Origin of the sequence: Alicyclobacillus acidocaldarius subsp. acidocaldarius Tc-4-1 (assembly GCF_000219875.1) — a bacterium.
Classification (GTDB): domain Bacteria; phylum Bacillota; class Bacilli; order Alicyclobacillales; family Alicyclobacillaceae; genus Alicyclobacillus; species Alicyclobacillus acidocaldarius_A.
This window is the reverse complement of sequence record NC_017167.1, coordinates 2,143,881-2,163,698: the sequence shown is the minus strand read 5'-3', so window position 1 is coordinate 2,163,698 and position 19,818 is coordinate 2,143,881. Positions and strand designations below refer to the sequence as shown.

General features: G+C 63.3%; 17 protein-coding genes. 15 read left to right on the top strand and 2 right to left on the bottom strand.

What is annotated here, in order from left to right; genetic code table 11:
* Positions 1-134 precede the first annotated feature (134 nt).
* From mqo to purK, 11 genes are all read left to right on the top strand, one after another.
* Positions 135-1,628, top strand: coding sequence for a malate dehydrogenase (quinone) (gene mqo, locus TC41_RS10395; RefSeq protein ID WP_041695334.1), 1,494 nt, complete (start codon positions 135-137; stop codon positions 1,626-1,628).
* A gap of 133 nt (positions 1,629-1,761) precedes the next feature.
* Positions 1,762-3,186 carry an NAD-dependent malic enzyme gene (locus tag TC41_RS10390; protein ID WP_014465007.1) on the top strand — a complete coding sequence of 475 codons (1,425 nt, stop codon included), beginning with the start codon at positions 1,762-1,764 and terminating at the stop codon, positions 3,184-3,186.
* Positions 3,187-3,349: 163 nt separating this feature from the next.
* Positions 3,350-4,417 carry a helix-turn-helix domain-containing protein gene (locus tag TC41_RS10385; protein ID WP_237699907.1) on the top strand — a complete coding sequence of 356 codons (1,068 nt, stop codon included), beginning with the start codon at positions 3,350-3,352 and terminating at the stop codon, positions 4,415-4,417.
* 86 nt (positions 4,418-4,503) lie between these two features.
* Complete coding sequence (locus TC41_RS10380; RefSeq protein ID WP_012811409.1) at positions 4,504-5,658, top strand: ABC transporter ATP-binding protein; 1,155 nt, start codon at positions 4,504-4,506, stop codon at positions 5,656-5,658.
* A gap of 18 nt (positions 5,659-5,676) precedes the next feature.
* Complete coding sequence (locus TC41_RS10375; RefSeq protein WP_012811408.1) at positions 5,677-5,940, top strand: HPr family phosphocarrier protein; 264 nt, start codon at positions 5,677-5,679, stop codon at positions 5,938-5,940.
* A gap of 164 nt (positions 5,941-6,104) precedes the next feature.
* Positions 6,105-7,871 carry a methyl-accepting chemotaxis protein gene (locus TC41_RS10370; RefSeq protein WP_014465005.1) on the top strand — a complete coding sequence of 589 codons (1,767 nt, stop codon included), beginning with the start codon at positions 6,105-6,107 and terminating at the stop codon, positions 7,869-7,871.
* Between the two features lie 122 nt (positions 7,872-7,993).
* On the top strand, positions 7,994-10,714 hold the full coding sequence (gene ppc / locus TC41_RS10365; RefSeq protein ID WP_014465004.1) for a phosphoenolpyruvate carboxylase: 2,721 nt from the start codon (positions 7,994-7,996) through the stop codon (positions 10,712-10,714).
* Between the two features lie 92 nt (positions 10,715-10,806).
* Positions 10,807-11,766: a 6-phosphofructokinase gene (gene pfkA / locus TC41_RS10360; RefSeq protein WP_041695846.1), complete on the top strand. Its 960-nt coding sequence runs from the start codon at positions 10,807-10,809 to the stop codon at positions 11,764-11,766.
* Positions 11,767-11,813: 47 nt separating this feature from the next.
* Positions 11,814-12,881 carry a class I fructose-bisphosphate aldolase gene (locus tag TC41_RS10355; protein ID WP_014465002.1) on the top strand — a complete coding sequence of 356 codons (1,068 nt, stop codon included), beginning with the start codon at positions 11,814-11,816 and terminating at the stop codon, positions 12,879-12,881.
* 25 nt (positions 12,882-12,906) lie between these two features.
* Entirely contained in the window at positions 12,907-13,416 is a 510-nt protein-coding gene (gene purE / locus TC41_RS10350; protein WP_014465001.1) for a 5-(carboxyamino)imidazole ribonucleotide mutase, read from the top strand.
* Positions 13,391-14,575, top strand: a complete 1,185-nt coding sequence (gene purK, locus TC41_RS10345; protein ID WP_014465000.1) for a 5-(carboxyamino)imidazole ribonucleotide synthase — start codon at positions 13,391-13,393, stop codon at positions 14,573-14,575. The genes purE and purK overlap by 26 nt, the downstream gene beginning before the upstream one ends.
* A 48-nt stretch (positions 14,576-14,623) precedes the next feature.
* On the opposite strand, the gene TC41_RS17075 is transcribed toward purK, so the two are convergent.
* Entirely contained in the window at positions 14,624-14,758 is a 135-nt protein-coding gene (locus TC41_RS17075; protein WP_008337629.1) for a hypothetical protein, read from the bottom strand.
* 239 nt (positions 14,759-14,997) lie between these two features.
* Between TC41_RS17075 and pheS the strand changes: the two genes are divergently transcribed.
* The 4 genes from pheS to TC41_RS10325 all read left to right on the top strand — a co-directional run bounded on the left by pheS (position 14,998) and on the right by TC41_RS10325 (position 19,369).
* Positions 14,998-15,996 (top strand): phenylalanine--tRNA ligase subunit alpha, encoded by a 999-nt coding sequence (pheS, locus tag TC41_RS10340; protein WP_049784429.1) that lies wholly within the window; start codon positions 14,998-15,000, stop codon positions 15,994-15,996.
* Between the two features lie 25 nt (positions 15,997-16,021).
* Positions 16,022-18,433: a phenylalanine--tRNA ligase subunit beta gene (gene pheT / locus TC41_RS10335; protein WP_014464997.1), complete on the top strand. Its 2,412-nt coding sequence runs from the start codon at positions 16,022-16,024 to the stop codon at positions 18,431-18,433.
* Between the two features lie 103 nt (positions 18,434-18,536).
* Positions 18,537-18,824, top strand: coding sequence for a cell division protein ZapA (locus tag TC41_RS10330; protein ID WP_014464996.1), 288 nt, complete (start codon positions 18,537-18,539; stop codon positions 18,822-18,824).
* Entirely contained in the window at positions 18,821-19,369 is a 549-nt protein-coding gene (locus TC41_RS10325; protein ID WP_014464995.1) for a CvpA family protein, read from the top strand. Before TC41_RS10330 ends, TC41_RS10325 begins: the two co-directional genes overlap by 4 nt.
* Before the next feature lie 48 nt (positions 19,370-19,417).
* Here the strand turns inward: TC41_RS10325 and TC41_RS10320 are convergent, their stop codons facing one another.
* A complete protein-coding gene (locus TC41_RS10320; RefSeq protein ID WP_014464994.1) occupies positions 19,418-19,768 on the bottom strand; it encodes a phage holin family protein in 351 nt (116 codons plus the stop codon).
* Positions 19,769-19,818 lie beyond the last annotated feature (50 nt).

Here is a 19,818-nt window from a genome sequence, read left to right as displayed (position 1 = left end):
GATTGTCGAAATCCGTTGAATGGCGCGGAAACCGCTTGTTTTCGGCGCGAAGGTGTCGCAGCGCCGAAGGTCGGACAGTTTGGTTTGCGCCGCGTGTCAAGGCGGGCTCGCATCAGCATAAGGATGGGATCGACATGGACGGAAAGACGAGATCGGATGTCGCCCTGATTGGTGGCGGCATCATGAGTGCCACGCTGGGTACCTTGTTTCGACAGCTTGCGCCTGAATGGACCATCACCGTGTTCGAACGCCTGGACGAGGTGGCTGTGGAAAGTTCCAACGAGTGGAACAACGCGGGTACAGGCCACTCTGCGCTCTGCGAGCTGAACTACACCGTCGAAAAGCCAGATGGAAGCATCGACATCTCCAAGGCCATTCAGGTGAACGAGCAGTTCCTCGTTTCTCGCCAATTTTGGTCGTTCCTCGTGCGACAGGGCATCATCGAACATCCGAGAGATTTTATCGTGCCTGTGCCGCACATGAGCTTCGTGCAGGGCGAGACCAACGTGGCGTTTTTGAAGAAACGGCATCAGTTGTTGTCTCAGCACCCTCTCTTCCAAGGGATGGAATACTCTGAGGATCCCGAGCGCCTCCGGGAATGGATTCCGCTGATGATGAAGGATCGGAAGCTGGACCGCCCGATTGCCGCTACGTGGATTGCATCCGGAACGGACGTGAACTTTGGCGCGCTCACCCGGATGCTGTTCCACTACCTGGAGCGCGAAGGCGTAGACGTGCAGTGCGGGAAAGAGGTCCAGGACCTGAAGCGCACGCGCGATGGCATGTGGCAGCTCCGCGTGCGCGATGTCAAGACCGGCACCACCTATGAGCACGTGTCGAAGTTCGTCTTCGTCGGGGCCGGGGGATGGAGTCTACTGCTTCTGCAGAAATCCGGAATTGAAGAGGGGAAGGGCATCGGCGGTTTCCCAGTGAGCGGCCTTTTCATGGTTTGCGAGAATCCCGAGATTGTCCGCCAGCATCGCGCCAAGGTGTATGGCAAGGCTCCTGTGGGCGCGCCCCCCATGTCCGTGCCACATCTGGACTCTCGCGTCATCGGCGGTCGGGAGTACGTGTTGTTTGGACCGTTTGCCGGGTTTTCGCCGCGCTTCTTGAAGACGGGCTCCATGCTCGACCTGTTCAAGTCGGTCAAGCTTCACAATTTGTCGACGCTGCTCGCCGCGGGCGCGAAGAACGCTTCTCTGACGCTGTATCTCATCCGACAGCTTATGCTGACGAAAAAGCAGCGCATGGACGAGCTGCGCGAGTTCGTGCCCACGGCGCGCGATGAGGATTGGCGCCTCGTCGTCGCGGGGCAGCGCGTTCAGGTCATCAAGCGCCATCCGCGCGGCGAGCTTCAGTTCGGCACCGAGGTCGTGAGCGCGAAGGACGGGTCCATCGCAGCGCTGCTCGGCGCGTCGCCGGGCGCTTCCGTCGTCGTGTCGATTATGTTGGAGGTCATTCGCAAGTGTTTCCCGGACCGGCTGCCGGAGTGGGAGAACAAAATCCGCGAAATGATCCCGTCGTACGGCGTCACGCTGCGCGACAGGCCCGATTTGATGCGCTCCATCCAGGCCGAAACGGCCGAGGTCCTGGGGCTCCATCAGATGGAGGCTCGGACGGACGCGTGATCCATGCTCAAGGAGGGCGCGCCAGCATGTCTGGCGCGTCCTTTGTGATCGGGCGGGAAGGCGCGTTGTCTTGAAAATCAAGCGTCTGTTACACTAGGCGTATCCAGCCGAGACGGCGAAGAGGAGGTCGCGCATGGAGTTTCAGCGGAGTGGCATTAGTCTGATTTACCGACTGGAAATCGCCAACAAGGGCAACACGTTTGCGAAGGTGGCGAGCTTGGTCGGGAACGCCGGCGGCGATATCGCGGCGGTGGACGTGATCCGCGTGACGCAGGACGTGGTGGTGCGAGATGTGACCATCAACGTGGCGAGTCGCGAACATGGCCGCCAGATCGCCGAGTTGCTCGACGCGGAGCCGGGGATCCACGTGGTGGCGGTGTCCGACCGGACCTTCCTCGTTCACTTGGGCGGCAAGCTCGAAGTCGTGCCGAAGATCCAGGTGAAGAACCGCGAGGATCTTTCGCGCGTGTACACGCCGCATGTAGCGCGGGTGTGCGAGGCGATTCACGAGGATCCCTCCAAGGCGTTTCAGCTCACCATCAAGCGCAACACGGTGGCCGTCGTCTCGGACGGCACGGCGGTGCTGGGCCTCGGGGACATCGGCCCGTATGCGGCCATGCCGGTGATGGAAGGCAAGGCCATGTTGTTCAAACAGTTTGCGGGTGTGGACGCGTTCCCCATCTGCCTCGACACGAAGGATCCAGACGAAATCGTCGAGACGGTGAAGCGCATCGCGCCAGCGTTTGGCGGCATCAATCTGGAGGATATCTCGTCTCCGAGATGTTTCTATATCGAGGAGCGTCTGAAACAGGAACTCGATATCCCCGTCTTCCACGACGACCAGCACGGGACGGCAGTCGTCATGTTGGCTGGTCTGATGAACGCGGCGAAGCTCGTCGGGAAGAAGCTCGAGGACATGAAGGTCGTGATCGTCGGCATCGGCGCCGCGGGTGTGGCCTGCACCAAGATGCTTTTGTCCGCCGGGGTGAAGAACATCATCGGCGTCACGCTCGAGGGCATTCTGCACCGCGGCAAGCAGTACGACAACGAGATCTGGAACTGGTACAAGGAGCACACGAATCCAGACAACATCACGGGCACCCTGGACGACGCCATCGTGGGAGCGGACGTGTTCATCGGCGTGTCGGGACCTGGCGTGCTGACGGTTGATCACATCAAGAAGATGGCGCCGGATCCGATTGTCTTCGCGATGGCCAACCCGACGCCGGAGATCGAACCGGAACTGGCGGCGCCGCACGTGCGCGTGCTCGCCACGGGTCGATCCGACTACCCCAATCAGATCAACAACCTTCTCTGCTTCCCGGGCATGTTCAAGGGGGCGTTGGCGGCGCGCGCGTCGACCATCAACGAGGAGATGAAGCTCGCAGCCGCACAGGCCATCGCGTCTATCATCCGCGAGAACGAGTTGCGCGAGGACTACATTATTCCGTCTGTCTTTAACCAAGCGGTTGTTCAACGAGTCGCGGACGCGGTAGCCGAGGCCGCACGCCGTACGGGCGTGGCGCGGCGCGAAGTCATGCCGAAGGACAACTATTGATTCCTTCCAGCATCGAGCGGACGGAGCCTGTCGAGAGACGAACGGGCGCGAGCGGGGTGCGAGAGCCCCGCTCGTCGTGCTTTCGGAGATGTGTGCGGCTGAACGCAGGCGTGCTAGAATCGATGAAAATGCCAACGTTCGACGTGTGGGAGCTAAGATGAACATGGAATTCGAAGCAGAGTTGGTGTCGCGGTTCTTTGCTGCCTTGGGAAAACCCTGCGCGTGGATCTCGTGGACACCGTCGCTCCCCAACGCGCCTCTCGGCGAATGGGTGGAAAGTCCGGAGGGCGCGCTCTACTTGCGCGTCGGGGACCGTCTCGGCGTCGACGGAACGCCGCTCGCGCCCGGCGAACGGGCGTTTTTGACCTGGGTGCTGTCTTCGTCTCGTGGGCAAGGGGATGCCGAGCCCGTGGCACGCCTTCGCCAATGCGCCGCGGAGGATCTCGTCGCAGCCGCCGCAGGGCTGGCGTGTGCCGAGCCGATTGAGCAGGTCGCCGCATCCTTGCCTCTCTCCGCGTGCCCGGCTCACCTCGTGGCCATCGAGTGGACGACCCGCGTCGGCGGCGCAGCGGAGCACCGAGAGAGCGCCGAAATGGTGAAGAAGGTCACCGAGGCGTACGTCGAGGTCGGGGCTTGGCACCTGTCTTCCCACCTCTCGATGGCCATCGCTTCGGTTCCACGAGCCGCGCTTCGCCACGCCTGGCTGTCCCTTGGGCACGCGGAGATGGACGTCCGCGGAATTTCGGCGCTGGCGGAACAAATCGCGAGCGCGTTGCGAAGTGAGGCGATGGTTGACGCGCGCGTGGCCGTCTCGGGCGTCATTCGGACACCGCAGGAGGCAGCGGCCGGCGTGGCGACGCTCGAGCTAGCGCGGCGAGAGGCGGTCCGGCGAAACACGGAGGCCGCAGTGTTTGGCGACGACCCTGTGCGGATGGCCCTTCTATGGCTGGACGAGCCGTCGAGAAGGGCTTATTTGCGCGCTGTGTCGGCCATTTCGGAGGAAGAAACCCAGGACTGGCCCGCAGGCTGGGGTGAGATCGCCGAGGCGATGGTGCGATCCAATCTGAACATCAGCGAAGCGGCGAGATCGCTCTACATGCACCGGAACACGCTGCTCGCGCGAATCGAGAAACTGCGGGATGTGTCGGGGTTCGACGTTCGCCGGGGCACCGATGCGTTCGCGCTCTTGGCCGCGGCGACCCTTCTTCGGGGGCAATCTGCACTCGAATAGGCCAAGGGTCTGTACAAGTTGCACATGGCCATCGTGAAAGCGTTTTGCTACGCTCGGTATGAGCATTCTGACAGGGAGTTGATAGCGTGGCTCGCGTGTTGCTCGAGCACATTTACAAGACCTATCCCGGCCAGACGGAGCCGACGGTGAAGGACTTCAACCTCGACATTCAGGACAAGGAATTCACCGTGTTCGTCGGCCCCTCTGGCTGCGGTAAGACGACGACGCTTCGCATGATCGCTGGACTCGAGGACATCACGGAGGGCAACCTGTATATCGGCGATCGCCGCGTGAACGACGTGCCGCCGAAGGATCGGGACATCGCGATGGTGTTCCAAAACTACGCGCTCTATCCCCATATGACGGTGTATCAGAACATGGCGTTCGGCCTGAAGCTGCGCAAGGTGCCGAAGGCCGAGATCGACCGGCGGGTGCAGGAGGCGGCGAAGATCCTCGACATTGCGCACCTGCTCGACCGGAAGCCGAAGGCGCTCTCCGGCGGTCAGCGCCAGCGCGTGGCGTTGGGTCGCGCCATTGTGCGCGAGCCGCAGGTGTTCCTGATGGATGAGCCGCTGTCGAACCTGGACGCGAAGCTGCGCGTGCAGATGCGCGCGGAGATCCGCAAGCTCCATCAGCGCTTGCAAACGACCGTCATTTACGTTACACATGATCAGACGGAAGCCATGACGATGGGCGATCGCATCGTGGTCATGCGCGACGGCGTCATCCAGCAGGCGGATACGCCGCAGGTCGTGTACTCCCAGCCGAAGAACATGTTTGTCGCCGGCTTCATTGGGTCTCCTGCCATGAACTTTATTCGCGGCGAGATCGTGCAGGACGGTGATGCGTTCTACTTCCGCGCGCCTTCCATTTCGCTGCGCCTGCCGGAGGGCCGTTACGGCGTGCTGAAGGCGTCGGGGGCCATTGGGAAGCCGGTCGTGCTCGGCGTGCGGCCGGAAGACCTGCACGATGAGGAAGTGTTCATGACGACGTATCCCGACTCCGTGCTGCAGATGCAGGTGGAAGTCGTGGAACACATGGGCTCGGAGGTCTATCTGCACACGAGCATCGGGCCGAACACGATCGTCGCGCGCGTGAACCCGCGCCACGTCTACCACGTCGGAAGCTCGGTCAAGCTCGCGATTGACTTGAACAAGATCCACATCTTCGACGCGGAGACGGAGGAGTCCATCGGCTTCGCCGCAGGTCCTGCGGGTGAACGTCAAGAAGCTTTGGTGTGATGTCGAGGTGTTGATGACATGGTGGAAAAGGTCCTGACCGTCAATCTTCCTCAGGGGCTCGCGGCGCGGCCAGCGGCGGAGTTTGTCAAGCGGGCGTCATCGTTTTCCAGTCAGATTCGGATTGGGAAAAACGGTCATTTCGTCGATGCGAAGAGCGTCCTCGGCGTGATGTCCATGGCCATTGCGCGCGGGGAATCGGTCACCCTGCAGGCCGAGGGGAGCGACGCAGAGCGGGCGGTAGAGACACTCGCGGAATTGCTGTCGCGCGATACGTTCGAGTGAACGCCTTGACGGATCCGAGCCCGGCGCCACGCGGCGTCGGGCTTGAATCGTGTGAGGCGGTGAGGAGGAATTTCGGCGGTCATCCCGAATAGGTGGAGAGGGCTCGATGGCACGCCGGGCATCGGTCCGGTGGCGTCGACGAATCGTTCGGTTGGAGGTCCGCCATGTCCACCTATGACGACATCCCAGCGCGCGCAGACACGCGCCTTCGCAAGCTCGGTCAGCGGTTCGTGGATCTGTTGCCGACGCTGAACATTCGTCAAAAGTTCCTCGTCAATACCGGCCTCGTGACCCTCCTTCTCGTCGCCCTCGGCGTCGTGAACGGCATCCTGGTCAGCCAACTGCACCAGTCGGTTCGAAAGCTCGAGCAGGCGGACACGGTGCTAAACCTCATTCGGCAGTTTGATGACGACATCGTGACCGCGGACAACGACGCGGCGCTTTATCTGCTCACGCCGAACGGCGACAACGCCCAGTTCAACCTTCAGGATTACCAGAACGATCTCGCGCGCGTGCAACAGGATCTGAGCGTCTTGCAGCGCGAACCCGTCAATGCCACCGACAAGGCCATCCTCGACCTGTTCCAGTCGGAGTGGCAGCAGATCTTGGATCAAAATGAGACCGCTTTCCGCCTAGCGTCGACGAGCCTGTCCGACGCGCAGGCGATGTTCACCAACAACACGCTGCAGCCCTTGATCCAGAGCCTGTCGGAGTTCACACAGGACGAGCAGGCGGTCAAAAACGCGGCCGCCGCGAACGTCAATCGCCTGCTCGTGCAGACCTTCGTCTGGAGCACGGTCGTGGCGCTGGTCGCCATCGCCATAGGTCTCGCCGGCAGTGCGACGCTCGCCATCACGATATCGGGCCCCATCGTGCGGCTCCGCCAGATGGCGCTCAGAGTGTCGCAGGGCGACCTGCGCGTCCGGCCCGTCGAAGCGCGCACACGCGATGAGATCGAAGATCTCGCGCGCGTCTGGAACGACCTCGTCGGCAATCTCAGGGCGCTCATCGGCGCCATCGCGGGCGCTTCTGAACACGTGGCGACGAGCGCCGAAGAGCTATCGGCGAGTTCGGACGAACTGATGCGCACGACGACCGAGATCGCGCGGTCCATCGAGCAGGTGGCGGCTGGCGCCGAGGAACAGATGAAACAGATTGAGGACACGTCAAGCGCCGTGTCCCAGGTTCAGGCCGAGATCGGCAAGGTGTCGCGCCTCGCAGAAGGTCTGCATCAGACCGCTGAGCGGACCGATGGCGAAGCGGAGGCGGGAACGCAGGTCATGGACGCGATGGCGCGCCAGATGGAGGCCATCCGGCAACGCGCCACCGATGCTGCGGAGGTCATGCGTAAGACGGCGGAGGCTTCGGAAAGCGTTCGGCAGATTGTTGCGGCCATCATGCACATCGCCGACGAGACCAACCTCTTGGCGCTGAACGCGGCCATCGAGGCCGCCCGCGCGGGCGATCACGGCCGCGGGTTTGCCGTCGTAGCCGAGGAGGTCAGGAGCCTGTCCAAGGCGTCCGCCGACGCGGCGCGCGAGATTCACGGCATTGTCGATCGCGTCGTTCGCTCCATGAACGAGGTGGCCCAATCCATTCAGGCGGTCACCGCGGAAGTGGACGCCGGCGCGTCCGTTGCCGACGAGACGAAGCGGACGTTCGCGCGAATCAGGACCTCCATGGCGGAAGTGGCATCAGGCGCCGAAGAGGTTGCAGAAGCCACCAAAACCATCGTCGCCCAGGCGGATCACATGTCGAGCGACATGGCCGTGGTGGTGGAACTGGCGCAACAGGCCGCCCGCGAGTCGGAGAGCGTGGTGGCCGCTTCTCAGCAACAAGCGAGTTCGATGCAGGAAATTGCATCTACTGCTGCATCACTCAGTTCGCGAGCACAGGATCTTCAATCTCTCATCGGCCGTTTTCTGATCTAGGCCGAAGTTTCTCAGTTTTGGGACGAGCGTTCGTTGCGCGAAGCTTCGGCCCGTTGTAACCTGATACGGAGACCGATAGAGAAAACCGACACTCGGAGTGGAGAGGACAGGAGGGTATCTCGTTGGCGAACGACGCACCCTTGCACCGGGACATACGCGTCCTCGGGGATTTGTTGGGAGAAGTGCTGGTCGAGCAGTGTGGCCGGCGCGTCTTCGATCACGTCGAATCCATTCGCCTCGCGGCCAAGGCCTTTCGCGCCGACCCGTCGCCCGAAACGCGCGCGGCGCTGCAGGCGGCCGTGTCCGCCGTCGAGCCCGAGCACCGGAATGACGTGATTCACGCGTTTTCGGTCTACTTTCAGCTGGTCAACCTGGCGGAACAGAATCACAGACTCCGGCGGCACCGCGACTACGACCGCTCGCAACAGGTGTTGCGCGGTTCCTTTCGCGAAGCCATGCGCACGCTAGCTCATCGCGGCATGACCGCCGACGACATCGAGGCGCTGCTTCAGGAAGTCGGGATTGAGCTCGTGCTCACCGCGCACCCCACGGAGGCGCTGCGCCGCACGGTACTCGACAAACACACGAAGATCGCCGCATTCCTCGAGGAAATGGACGATCCGCGCAAGACGCCGAGAGAGCTCGACGTGCTCCGCGAACGAATTCGCACGGAGATTGTCGCGTTGTGGCAGACGCGATCCGTCCGTAAGCAGCGCATCACCGTCCTGGATGAGGTCCGAAACGGGCTCTACTTTCTGGACCAGATCCTGTTTGACGTTCTTCCTCGCGTCCATCAGAAGCTCGAACAGGCGGTCGAGGAACAATTCGGCCGTCAGTTGCTCGAATTGCCGCCGTTGATTCGCTTCGGTTCGTGGATGGGGGGCGATCGCGACGGCAATCCCAACGTCACGTCCGACATCACCTGGCAGACCCTCGTCCTCCATTGCGATCTCGCCCTCAACAAATATGAGCAAAAGTTGCGAGAACTCGGGCGCGATCTTAGCGTGTCCGTGGACCGGGCGGGCGCGGACGAGGATCTCCTGGCTTCCCTGGGACACGAAAACGACGAGCCATACCGCGCGCTCATCAACCGGATGTTGGAACGACTTTCCAACACGCGGAAGCGACTGCACGGGGAACGGGTGGACGGTCCCGATTACGCGTCCCCCGACGAAATGATGGAGGACGTGGAGCGGATGGCGAGATCGCTCGCGCATCACCGGGGCCAGCGCATGGTGGATGCCTGGTTGCGCCCGTTCTTGCTGCAGCTTCGCATCTTCGGTTTTCACATGGTGACGCTCGACATTCGCCAACACTCCGGCGTCCATGAGCAGGCGGTGGCGGAGCTCTTGCAGACGGCGGGCCTCGTGGACGACTACGCGTCACTCGGCGAGGAAGAGCGCGTGCGCATCCTGTCTGAATGCCTCGCGTCGCCGCGCCCCATTCGCAATCCGTATCACGTGTACTCCGACCTCACTACGGAGGCGCTCGCGGTTTTCGATTGCGTGCGGCGAGGGCACGAGACCTTCGGGCCTCGCTGCGTGCAGGACTATCTCATCTCCATGACGCAAGGCGCGAGCGATTTGCTCGAGGTGTTACTCTTGGCGAAGGAGTCCGGTTTGTTCGGCTGGCCGGACGGGCCGAAGGCGCCGCCTAAGAGCGACCTCAACGTCGTGCCGCTGTTTGAGACCATCGAAGACCTGGAGTCGGCGGCGGGCATCATGCGGTCGCTCTTTGAAAACCCCGTGTATCGGCGGCACCTGGAGATGCGCGGTTGGCAGCAGGAGATCATGCTCGGGTATTCCGACAGCAACAAGGACGGCGGGTATCTCACCGCCAACTGGTCGCTGTACATGGCCCAGAAGCACCTCATTCGCCTGGCGGAAGCGTACGGCGTGCGCATCAAGTTCTTCCACGGCCGGGGCGGCGCGCTGGGGCGAGGGGGCGGCCCCGTGGAACAGAGCATCCTCGCCCAGCCCACGGAGGCGCTTCGAGGCCACGTGAAGATCACGGAGCAGGGCGAGGTCATCTCGCAGCGGTATGGGCATCCCGGCATCGCCGAGCGCTCGCTCGAGTCGTCGGCGGCGGCCGTGCTGGTGGGCGCGACGCGAGAGGACACGGAGGAGTGGGCGGAGCGCCACCCGAGGTGGTTTCAGCTTTTGGACCGAGCGTCGGAAATCAGCTTTCGCGCCTATCGGAAGCTGGTGTTCGAGCATCCCGTATTTCTCGAGTACTTCCATCGCGCGACGCCCATTGACGAGATTGGCAGGATGAACATTGGATCGAGGCCGTCGCGGCGCTCGCAGTCGGCGCGCATCGAGGACCTCCGGGCCATCCCATGGGTCTTCTCGTGGACGCAGAGCCGCCATCTGCTGCCCGCGTGGTACGGCTTCGGGAGCGCGATGGAGGCCGTGATGCGGGAAGATCCCCACGCGCTCGACGATCTGCGGCGCATGTACGAGGTGTGGCCGTTCTTTCGCACGCTGGTCGATAATCTGCAGATGGCGCTTGCGAAGGCGGACATGCTCGTGGCACGGGAATATGCGCAGTTGGCTGGGGCGGCAGGAGAGGCCATTTTCCCGCTGGTTGAAGAGGAGTACGCGCGGACGGAGCGAGCCGTACTCGATATCACGGGCTACCGGCAGCTTCTCGACAACAGGCCGGTGATCCGGGACTCGATTTCGCTTCGCAATCCGTACGTCGATCCCCTGTCATTTTTCCAGGTGCGCCTCTTGGCCGAGCTGCGCAGGGATGACCTTTCGCCCGAAGAGCGAGAGGCGGAACTGGCCGATGCGCTCCAGACCATTAACGGCATCGCCGCGGGACTGCGGAATACCGGCTGAGTGGGCGAGGCGGTACCGCACTCGAGCGCAGTTCATTGCGCAAATCGCGATCGTCGTCTACCATGAAGGTGTCCTCGTTGGGGGTGTTGGCCATTCAAAAGATAGGCGTTTTGACGAGCGGGGGCGACGCGCCTGGCATGAACGCGGCCATCCGCGCCGTGGTCCGCACGGCCATCTACCACGGCTTGGAGGTCGTCGGCATTCGCAGGGGATACGCGGGCTTGTTGGACGGAGATTTTCGTCCGATGCCTATCGAATCCGTCGGCGACATCATTCAGCGCGGCGGAACCTGCCTGTTTACGGCGCGTTGCAAGGAGTTCATGACCGAGGAAGGGCAGCGACGCGGATATGAGCGGCTCGTCGAGGCCGGGATCGAAGGTCTCGTCGTTCTCGGGGGAGACGGATCGTTTCGAGGCGCCAAGCGTCTGAGCGAATTGGGCATTCCGACGGTCGGCGTGCCCTGCACCATCGACAACGACATCGGCGCGTGCGACGCGAACATCGGCTTCGACACAGCGGTGCAGACGGTCATTCAGGCCATCGATAAAATTCGCGACACGGCCACGTCGCACGAGCGGACGTACGTCATCGAGGTCATGGGCCGGCACGCCGGGCATATCGCGCTGGCGGCTGGGCTCGCGGGCGGCGCCGAGAGCGTGCTGATCCCCGAGGTTCCATTCAACCTCGAGGATGTGGTGGCGAAGCTGCAGCGCGGTGTGGCCCGGGGCAAGAAACACTCCATTATCGTGGTCGCGGAAGGCGCGGCGCGCGCCGTGGACGTCGGCCATTATATCGAGGAGAAGACCGGGTTCGACACGCGCGTGACTGTGCTCGGGCACGTGCAGCGGGGCGGCGCGCCGTCCGCGTCGGATCGCGTCCTTGCGAGCCGCTTGGGCGCTTTCGCAGTCGAACTCCTCCTCAAAGGCGAGACCGCGGTCATGGCCGCCACGCAGAACGGGGCGCTCGTGGCGGTGCCGTTTGACGAGGTGTTCGCGTCCGTGCGCCAGCCTGCGCAGGAACTTTGCGAGCTGGCCGAGATTCTATCCAACTAAGCGGGATAGCCCAATGGGCATCCAACCAACGCCAGGGGGTCGATTGCGTGATTGAAAAAATTCGCGAGTATCTGGGCGCTGAAGCGGACTATCTGTTGAATCACGAGTGCAAGACGATTCCGAAGGAGCGGCTGACGCCGCCGTCGCCGACCATGGTGGACGACGTGTTCCTGTATTCGAACCGCAACAATCAGGTTCTTCGTTCCTTGCAGTGGCTATTGTCCTCCGGGCGGCTCGCCGGCACGGGCTACGTGTCCATTCTGCCGGTGGATCAGGGCATCGAACATTCGGCGGGCGCCTCGTTTGCCAAGAATCCGGACTACTTCGATCCGGAAAACATCGTCAAGCTCGCCATTGAGGGCGGTTGTAACGCCGTGGCATCCACGCTCGGCGTGCTGGGCTTGACCAGCCGCAAATACGCCCATAAAATTCCTTATATTGTTAAACTCAATCACAACGAGCTGCTGACCTATCCGAACAAGTACGATCAGATCATGTTTGCGTCGGTCAAGCAGGCGTGGAATCTCGGCGCCGCGGGCGTGGGGGCCACCATTTACTTCGGCTCGCCCGAGTCGACGCGCCAGATCCAGGAGGTCAGCGAGGCGTTCCAGCTGGCGCACGAGCTGGGCATGTTCACGGTGCTCTGGTGTTATCTCCGCAATCCCGCGTTTGTCAAAGACGGCGTCGATTATCACACGGCGGCTGACCTGACGGGCCAGGCCAACCACCTGGGCGTGACCATCGAAGCGGACATTGTGAAGCAGAAGCTTCCCGAGGTGAACGGCGGCTATCAGGCGCTGAATATGGGCCAGTCGAGCTACGGCAAGATCGACAAGCGCGTGTACACGGAACTCACGAGCGACCATCCCATCGATCTCGCGCGCTATCAGGTGGCGAACGGCTACATGGGCAAGATTGGCCTCATCAGCTCCGGCGGCGCCTCGGGGGAAAACGACTTCGCCGAGGCCGTGCGCACGGCCGTCATCAACAAGCGCGCGGGCGGCATGGGGCTCATTTCCGGACGCAAGGCGTTCCAGCGCCCGATGGCGGAAGGCGTGAAGCTGCTGAATCTCATTCAGGACGTGTATCTGTGCAAGGACGTCACCCTTGCCTGATGCAGCGAGCGCGAGGAGGATGGGTATGACACAGCCGCGCGTAGGCGTGATCATGGGCAGCCAGAGCGACTGGGAGACGATGCGCCACGCGTGCGCCGTGTTGGACGAGCTCGGGATTCCGCACGAGCGCAAGGTGGTCTCGGCGCACAGGACGCCGGATTTCATGTTCGAGTATGCGGCTTCCGCGCGAGAGCGCGGCATTCAGGTCATCATCGCCGGAGCGGGCGGCGCCGCTCACTTGCCCGGCATGGTGGCGTCCAAGACGACGTTGCCCGTCATCGGCGTGCCTGTGCAGACGTCGGCGCTCGGCGGCCTCGACTCTCTCCTGTCCATCGTGCAGATGCCCGGTGGCGTGCCGGTGGCCACCATGGCCATCGGCCGCGCAGGGGCCATCAACGCGGGGCTCATGGCGGCGCGCATTCTCGCGGTGACGGATGCCGAGATCGCCGCTCGATTGGAAGCGCGGCGGCAGTCCATCCGAGATCAGGTGCTTCAGGGGGGCGATCCGGGTGCCGAAGCGACCGAAACCCGCTGACGCCGTCCTGCCGCCTGCCACCATCGGCATTCTCGGGGGTGGCCAGTTGGGCCGGATGATCGCCCTCGCCGGTCGGCACATGGGGTACCGGTTTCGCGTGCTGGATCCGACGTTGGATGCGCCCGCGGCCCAGGTCGCGGACGGTCAGGTCGTCGCGGCCTTCGACGACGTGGACGCCGCGCGGAGGCTCGCATCGCAGTGCCATCTCGTCACGTACGAGTTTGAAAACGTGAGCGCCGCAGTCGCCGCCGCGCTGGCGGAGACCTGCGACGTGCCGCAGGGCAGCGAGCTGTTGGCGATTTGTCAGCACCGCGTGCGAGAAAAATCGACCCTTGCGCAGCACGGCCTTCCGGTCACGCCCTTTGCGCCCATTTCTTCCATGGGCGATCTCGACGGGGCGTTCGAGCAATTCGGCGGGCGGATGGTGGTCAAAACGTGTCGGGGCGGGTATGACGGCAAGGGCCAGTGGATGGTCCGGTCGCGAGAAGACCTGGAGAGGTACGCGCAGGACTGGGCTCAGGCCATCGACCACCACCGAGCCGCGGGTTTTGACGACCAGCCGCTGATCGCGGAGGCGTATGTGCCGTTCGAGGGCGAGCTGTCCGTCATTGTTGCGCGCAACCGGCGCGGCGAGGTTCGGGCCTTTCCGCCGGCCGAGAACATTCACAAGCGGCATATCCTGCACATGTCCATCGTTCCGGCCCGGTATCCGAAGGACGTGATCGCGCGCGCGGAAGACGTCGCTCGGCAGGTGGCGGAGGCGCTCGGCGTCGTTGGCCTGATTGCAGTGGAGATGTTCGTGGCTCAGGGCGGGGAGATCCTGATCAACGAACTCGCGCCTCGCCCGCACAACTCGGGTCACTACACGCTCGATGCGTGCGCGACGAGTCAGTTTGAGCAGCATGTGCGCGCGATATGTAACCTCCCGCTCGGAGACGTGACCCTGTATTCGCCGGTGGTGATGGTCAACGTCCTCGGCCAACATGTGGAACCTCTGCTCGCGCGGATGAGCGACCTTCCGTCCTGTGTGAAGGTGCATCTGTACGGCAAGGCGGAGGCGAAGCGGGATCGGAAAATGGGCCACGTGAATATCGTGGTGGATGAGGTGGCGCGGGCGCTTCAGTGGGTCGAGTTGTCCGGCGTGTGGGCCGACGTGTGAGGAGCGCCAAGGGGAGCGGGGGCGCTTCCCTTGGCGATGGCGTGAGCCTCAGTACACGACAGCAGGAGCCGTGCTGGTGGTGGTTGCCACGGCGCCGTAAGCAGGAACGAGCAGGAAGAAGAGCACGAAGATGATCAGAAACACCACTGCCCACTGCGTGTAACCGCCGAAGATCCCGTACATGCGCATGCGCCTCCTTTGAACGTTGGCGGCTGCCCCAAGGCGGGCGGCCGGTCAATGTTACGATATGGCTGGGTAGAAAAATCACCACGGCGTTCACCCAGATGGCGCGGAGCAATTCGTCGCACAGGCGAGTTGCTTCTTTGTGTTGTGAGGTCAGGCGGCTCGATGAGCGGCGTGAGGAGGATGACGGGTTGAGCGACACTTGGACACATCAGTTGGGGGCCATCCGCGAGCAGGCCATGGCGTCTCTGGCGCTGGCTTCGGACTCGAAAGCGCTGAGCGACTGGCGGGTGGAGGTCCTTGGCAAGAAGAGCGCGCTTGGCCAGATGTCGAAAGCGATGGGGAGCCTTGCGCCCGAGGAACGGCGCGCGCTCGGTGAAGCACTGAATCGCGTGCGGCAGGAGCTCGAACAGGCGTGGCGCGCCCGGCAGGCCGAAGTGGAAGCCAAGGAGAAGGCCCTGCGGCTCGAGCGCGAACGGATCGACGTCACCCTGCCGGGGCGAGTCGTGCCGCTCGGCGCGATGCACCCCATTTCCCGCGTGATCGAGGAGATCGAGGACATCTTCACGAGCCTCGGATTCTCCGTCGTCGAGGGTCCCGAGGTCGAGACCGACCACTACAACTTTGAACTGCTCAACATTCCGAAAGATCACCCGGCGCGCGACATGCAGGACACGTTTTATCTGACGGAGGAATGGCTGCTTCGGACGCACACGTCTCCCATGCAAGTTCGGACCATGGAACGCATGCGGGGGCGGACGCCCATTCGCGTCATCGTGCCGGGCCGCGTCTATCGCCGCGACGAGGACGATGCGACGCATTCGCACCAGTTCACGCAGATCGAGGGGCTCGTCGTGGACGAGGGCATCCGCATGTCGGATCTGAAGGGCACACTCGAGGCGTTCGCCAAAGCGCTGTTTGGCCCGTCCCAGCGCGTTCGCCTGCGCCCGAGCTACTTTCCGTTCACGGAACCAAGCTGCGAGGTCGATCTCGTCTGCATCTCGTGTGGAGGCGAAGGATGCCGGATGTGCAAGGGGACCGGGTGGATTGAAATTCTCGGCGCGGGCATGGTGCACCCGCGCGTGCTCGACATGTCGGGGTACGACAGCGCGCGCTACACCGGTTTCGCCTTTGGCCTCGGCGCCGAGCGCATCGCCATGCTGCGGTACGGCATTTCCGACATCCGCATGCTGTACCAGAACGACCTGCGTTTCTTACGACAGTTCCGTCACGCCTGACGCGTGCCGATAAGGGAGTGGCAATGTGAGAGCATCGTACAAGTGGCTGGCCGAATATCTCGATCTCGCGGGCCTATCGCCAGCTGACCTCGCGGATCGCCTGACGAGCGCGGGCCTGGCTGTGGACGCGGTCGATCCCTTGAATCACGGCGTGGAGGGCGTCGTGATCGGCAAGATCCTCGATGTGCGGCCGCATCCCCAGGCGGATCGGCTCAAGGTCTGTCAGGTGGACGTGGGCGGTCCACAACTCGAAATTGTCTGCGGGGCGCCCAATGCCGCGCCGGGGCTCGTGGTGCCGGTGGCACTGCCCGGGGCGAAGCTGCCGGGCGGCGTGGAGATCCGGATTGCCGAGTTTCGCGGCGTTAGGTCGCACGGCATGCTGTGTTCGGCGGACGAGCTCGGCATCGAGACGCGGTACCTGCCGAAGCGAGATGCAGAGGGGCTCTTCGTCCTGCCCGCGGACCTGCCGCTCGGCGCAGACGTTATCCCGCATCTTCACCTGGACGACGTGGTGCTGGATCTCGACCTCACGCCCAACCGGAGCGATTGCCTGTCCATCCGGGGCCTGGTGCACGAGCTTTCCGCCATCCTGCGGCGGCCGCATCGGTTCCCCGCATCGGTTGCGGCGCCGGAGGCTGACGGCGAATCTCCGCTCCAAGTGCGCCTTGAGACGCCCCGGTGCCCCCGCTACGAGGCTCAACTTCTCGACGGCGCCGATATCCGGGAGACGCCGCTTTGGATGAAGATGCGGCTGTTGGCCATGGGCGTCCGCTCCATCGATCTCGTCGTCGATGTGACGAACTACGTAATGCTGGAATGGGGCCAGCCTCTGCACGCCTTTGATGCTGACGCCATTGCGCACGGGACCATCGTCGTTCGGCAGGCCCGGGACGGCGAACGGCTCGTGACGCTCGACGGCCAGGAGCGGGTGTTGACGTCGGATATGATCGTGATTGCCGATCCGGAGAAGGCCATTGGGCTCGCGGGCGTGATGGGCGGCGAAAATAGTGAAATCGGCCCCTCGACGCGGCGAATTGCGCTCGAATCCGCCTGTTTTGACGGCGCCTCCATCCGGAGAACGGGCCAGGCCCTCTCGCTTCGCTCGGAGGCGCAGCAGCGCTTTGAAAAGGGTGTCGATCCGGCAGCCGTCTCGAGCGCATTGCACCGGGCGACCGAGCTTCTCGTTGAACTGGCGGGATCGCACCCCGTCGGCGCGCCGCGCCGCGTCAAGGCGCAAACCGACGTGCTGAAGCCGACCATCATCTCCTTCTCCCCGCATCTGTGCGCTCAGTTCCTCGGCGTGGATGTGCCCGAGCAAGAGATGCGCGCGTGCTTCGAGGCCCTCGGCTTTGGCGTTGCGGAAGGAGAAAACGAGTGGCGCGTGGAGGTGCCGTCGCGGCGCCCGGACGTGCAGATGCCGGCCGATTTGTACGAGGAAGTGGCTCGGCTCTACGGGTACGACCATATCCCCGCCACGTCCATGCGACTGCCGGTGGAAGCGCCAGAGTCGTCCGGCCACCTCATGCTCGTGCGCAAGGTGAGGCGTGCGCTCGTCGACTGGGGGCTTTGCGAGGTGCGGACGTACGCGCTCACATCGCCCGAGGCCGAAGCACCAGTCTCGCCGAGCGGCGCCCCGGTATCCCTCCTGCGGCCCATGTCCGACGATCGCCGCACCTTGCGCCGTCACCTGTTGCCAAGCCTCGCGGAGGTGGCGCGGCACAATCTGGCGCATCAAGTTCCGGGTGGCGCCATCTTTGAGGTCGGGAAGGTGTTCCTGGCGGCCTCCTGGCCCCAGGAGGTGTTGCCGGAAGAGCGCGCTGTCCTCGGCATGCTGTGGTTCGGCGAGACGGAAGGCGATCCCTTCGAGCGCCCGCGCCGCTACGACTTCTACGACGCCAAGGGCGCCTGCGACGCACTTCTGGCGCGCCTTGGGATTCAGGCCGCGTATCGGGTCAGTCAGCATGGGTATCTCCATCCAGGCCGTCAGGCGTCCATCGAAGTGAACGGCGAGCCCGTCGGGCTCGTCGGGGAACTGCATCCCGACGTCGGCGAAGCCTACGAAGTCGAGCGCGCTGTGTACGCGGAGTTTGATCTTGGCCGCCTGTTCTCGCTCGCCTCTTCGGACGTGCGTGTGCTGCCCATCCCGCGCCATCCTGCAAGCCGCCGAGACCTCGCCGTCGTGGTGCCGCGGGAACTCGAGTCGCAGGCACTGATCGATGCGGCGTGGCGGGCGCTTCGCGAGCGCGGCGATCTGCGGCTGGTCCGCGTGTTCGACGTGTACACGGGTGCGGGCGTGCCGGAAGGGTACAAAAGCCTGGCCATCGCGCTCTGGTTCCAGCGCGATGAGCGCACATTGACGGACGCCGAGATCGACGAAGCGGTGGAGGCGGTGCTCCGAGCTTGGGAGGACGCTTTCGGCGCGAAGCTTCGCGCCTAACCGTGGCGGTCACAAGCAGGAGATTGGGATTTCGGCGAGAAATGTTGTCGAAAGGATTCCGGCGGCCGTTCTTGCGCTGCCATGACGGAAAGGCGGGACATGGATGGACAACAACCAAGAAGGCGCAAAGGTCAATCGCGTGAAGGTGGTCATCCATGGCGTCGAATACACGGTGCGCGGGACGAGTCCGGAGGAGAGAATCCAGGAAGTGGCTAAAATGGTGGATCGGACGATGAATGAGATTGCCGCGACGGCCTCCTACATGGATGAGCGGCGAATCGCGGTGCTGGCCGCCCTCAATTTGGCTGACGAGCTTTACCAGTTGCGGAAGGATTACAAGGAGCTGTTGGCGCTGCTCGAAGAGCAGACGGGAGGCCGTTCGTCATCGTGACGTGGGACGCGCTCGATGTCGCCCTGGCGGCGGTTCTCTTGCTTGGCGCGGTGAATGGGTATCGCCTCGGCTTCGTTCGACAGGTGATGCGGCTTTTCGGCGGCGTCATCGCGTACCTGGTGTCGTATTGGGCTCGGCCGTACGTCGCCCCCGCCATCGCCCACCTGGGCCTTCCTTCTGGCGCGGCGCCGTCTCCGCTCGCTTCGTTCGTATTAGGCAACCTGTCGGGCGCTATTTCGTTTGCCGTCGTGTTTCTGGTCGTGTTCCTCATGTTGCGGTATGCGGCGGGGCTTGTCGATGCGCTGTTCAGCTTGCCGGTGCTTTCGGCGTTGAATCGGATGGCAGGTCTCCTCGCGGGTTTGCTCCTGTCGGCCGTGTTTGTCTATGTGATCGCGCTGGTGTTGCCGTACGTGAGAACCCCCGCGATGGAACGACAAGTGGCGAGATCCGCCATTTGCCGCGCGTTCGACAACCGCGCTTTGGATCGATCGGTGGCGGCGTGGCTCGCGGCTGTCTTGCCTGGAAAAGAGAAGATGAACGCATGATGCGGGCGCAGGCGACAGGACCTGCGCCCGACGTCGTCGATCCGAGCTTTACTCCTCGTGGCGACTGCCGCGCAGGCTCGTCGGCACGAACAAATCGATGATGCCGATGACGAGCGATGCCAGCAGGGCGCCGAGGATGCTCGCATGCATGCCGGGGACGATGAGCTGCGCGACATAAATGACGACCGCGCCGCAGATGAACCCGATGATGCCGCGGCCGTAGGGCGAGATGCGGCGGCCGAAGATGGCCTCCATCGCCATGCCGAGCAACGTGATGACGATGGCGGCGAGAATCGCGTGCCAAAATCCCATCACTCGGAATCCAGGCACGATGTGGCCGACGAACAGGAGCACGAGAGCGGACACAATGAAACGGACGACGTGGCCAAGCACGTTCATGGATATCCCCCCTTCTGACCTATAGCATCGTTCGGGAGACGCCACCCTAT

Coding starts and splice junctions, on each gene's coding strand:
- mqo (WP_041695334.1), top strand. CDS start 135: ATGGACGGAAAGACGAGATCGGATGTCGCCCTGATTGGTGGCGGCATC.
- TC41_RS10390 (WP_014465007.1), top strand. CDS start 1,762: ATGGAGTTTCAGCGGAGTGGCATTAGTCTGATTTACCGACTGGAAATC.
- TC41_RS10385 (WP_237699907.1), top strand. CDS start 3,350: ATGGAATTCGAAGCAGAGTTGGTGTCGCGGTTCTTTGCTGCCTTGGGA.
- TC41_RS10375 (WP_012811408.1), top strand. CDS start 5,677: ATGGTGGAAAAGGTCCTGACCGTCAATCTTCCTCAGGGGCTCGCGGCG.
- TC41_RS10370 (WP_014465005.1), top strand. CDS start 6,105: ATGTCCACCTATGACGACATCCCAGCGCGCGCAGACACGCGCCTTCGC.
- purE (WP_014465001.1), top strand. CDS start 12,907: ATGACACAGCCGCGCGTAGGCGTGATCATGGGCAGCCAGAGCGACTGG.
- TC41_RS17075 (WP_008337629.1), bottom strand. CDS start 14,758: ATGTACGGGATCTTCGGCGGTTACACGCAGTGGGCAGTGGTGTTTCTG.
- pheS (WP_049784429.1), top strand. CDS start 14,998: ATGGCGTCTCTGGCGCTGGCTTCGGACTCGAAAGCGCTGAGCGACTGG.
- TC41_RS10330 (WP_014464996.1), top strand. CDS start 18,537: ATGGACAACAACCAAGAAGGCGCAAAGGTCAATCGCGTGAAGGTGGTC.
- TC41_RS10320 (WP_014464994.1), bottom strand. CDS start 19,768: ATGAACGTGCTTGGCCACGTCGTCCGTTTCATTGTGTCCGCTCTCGTG.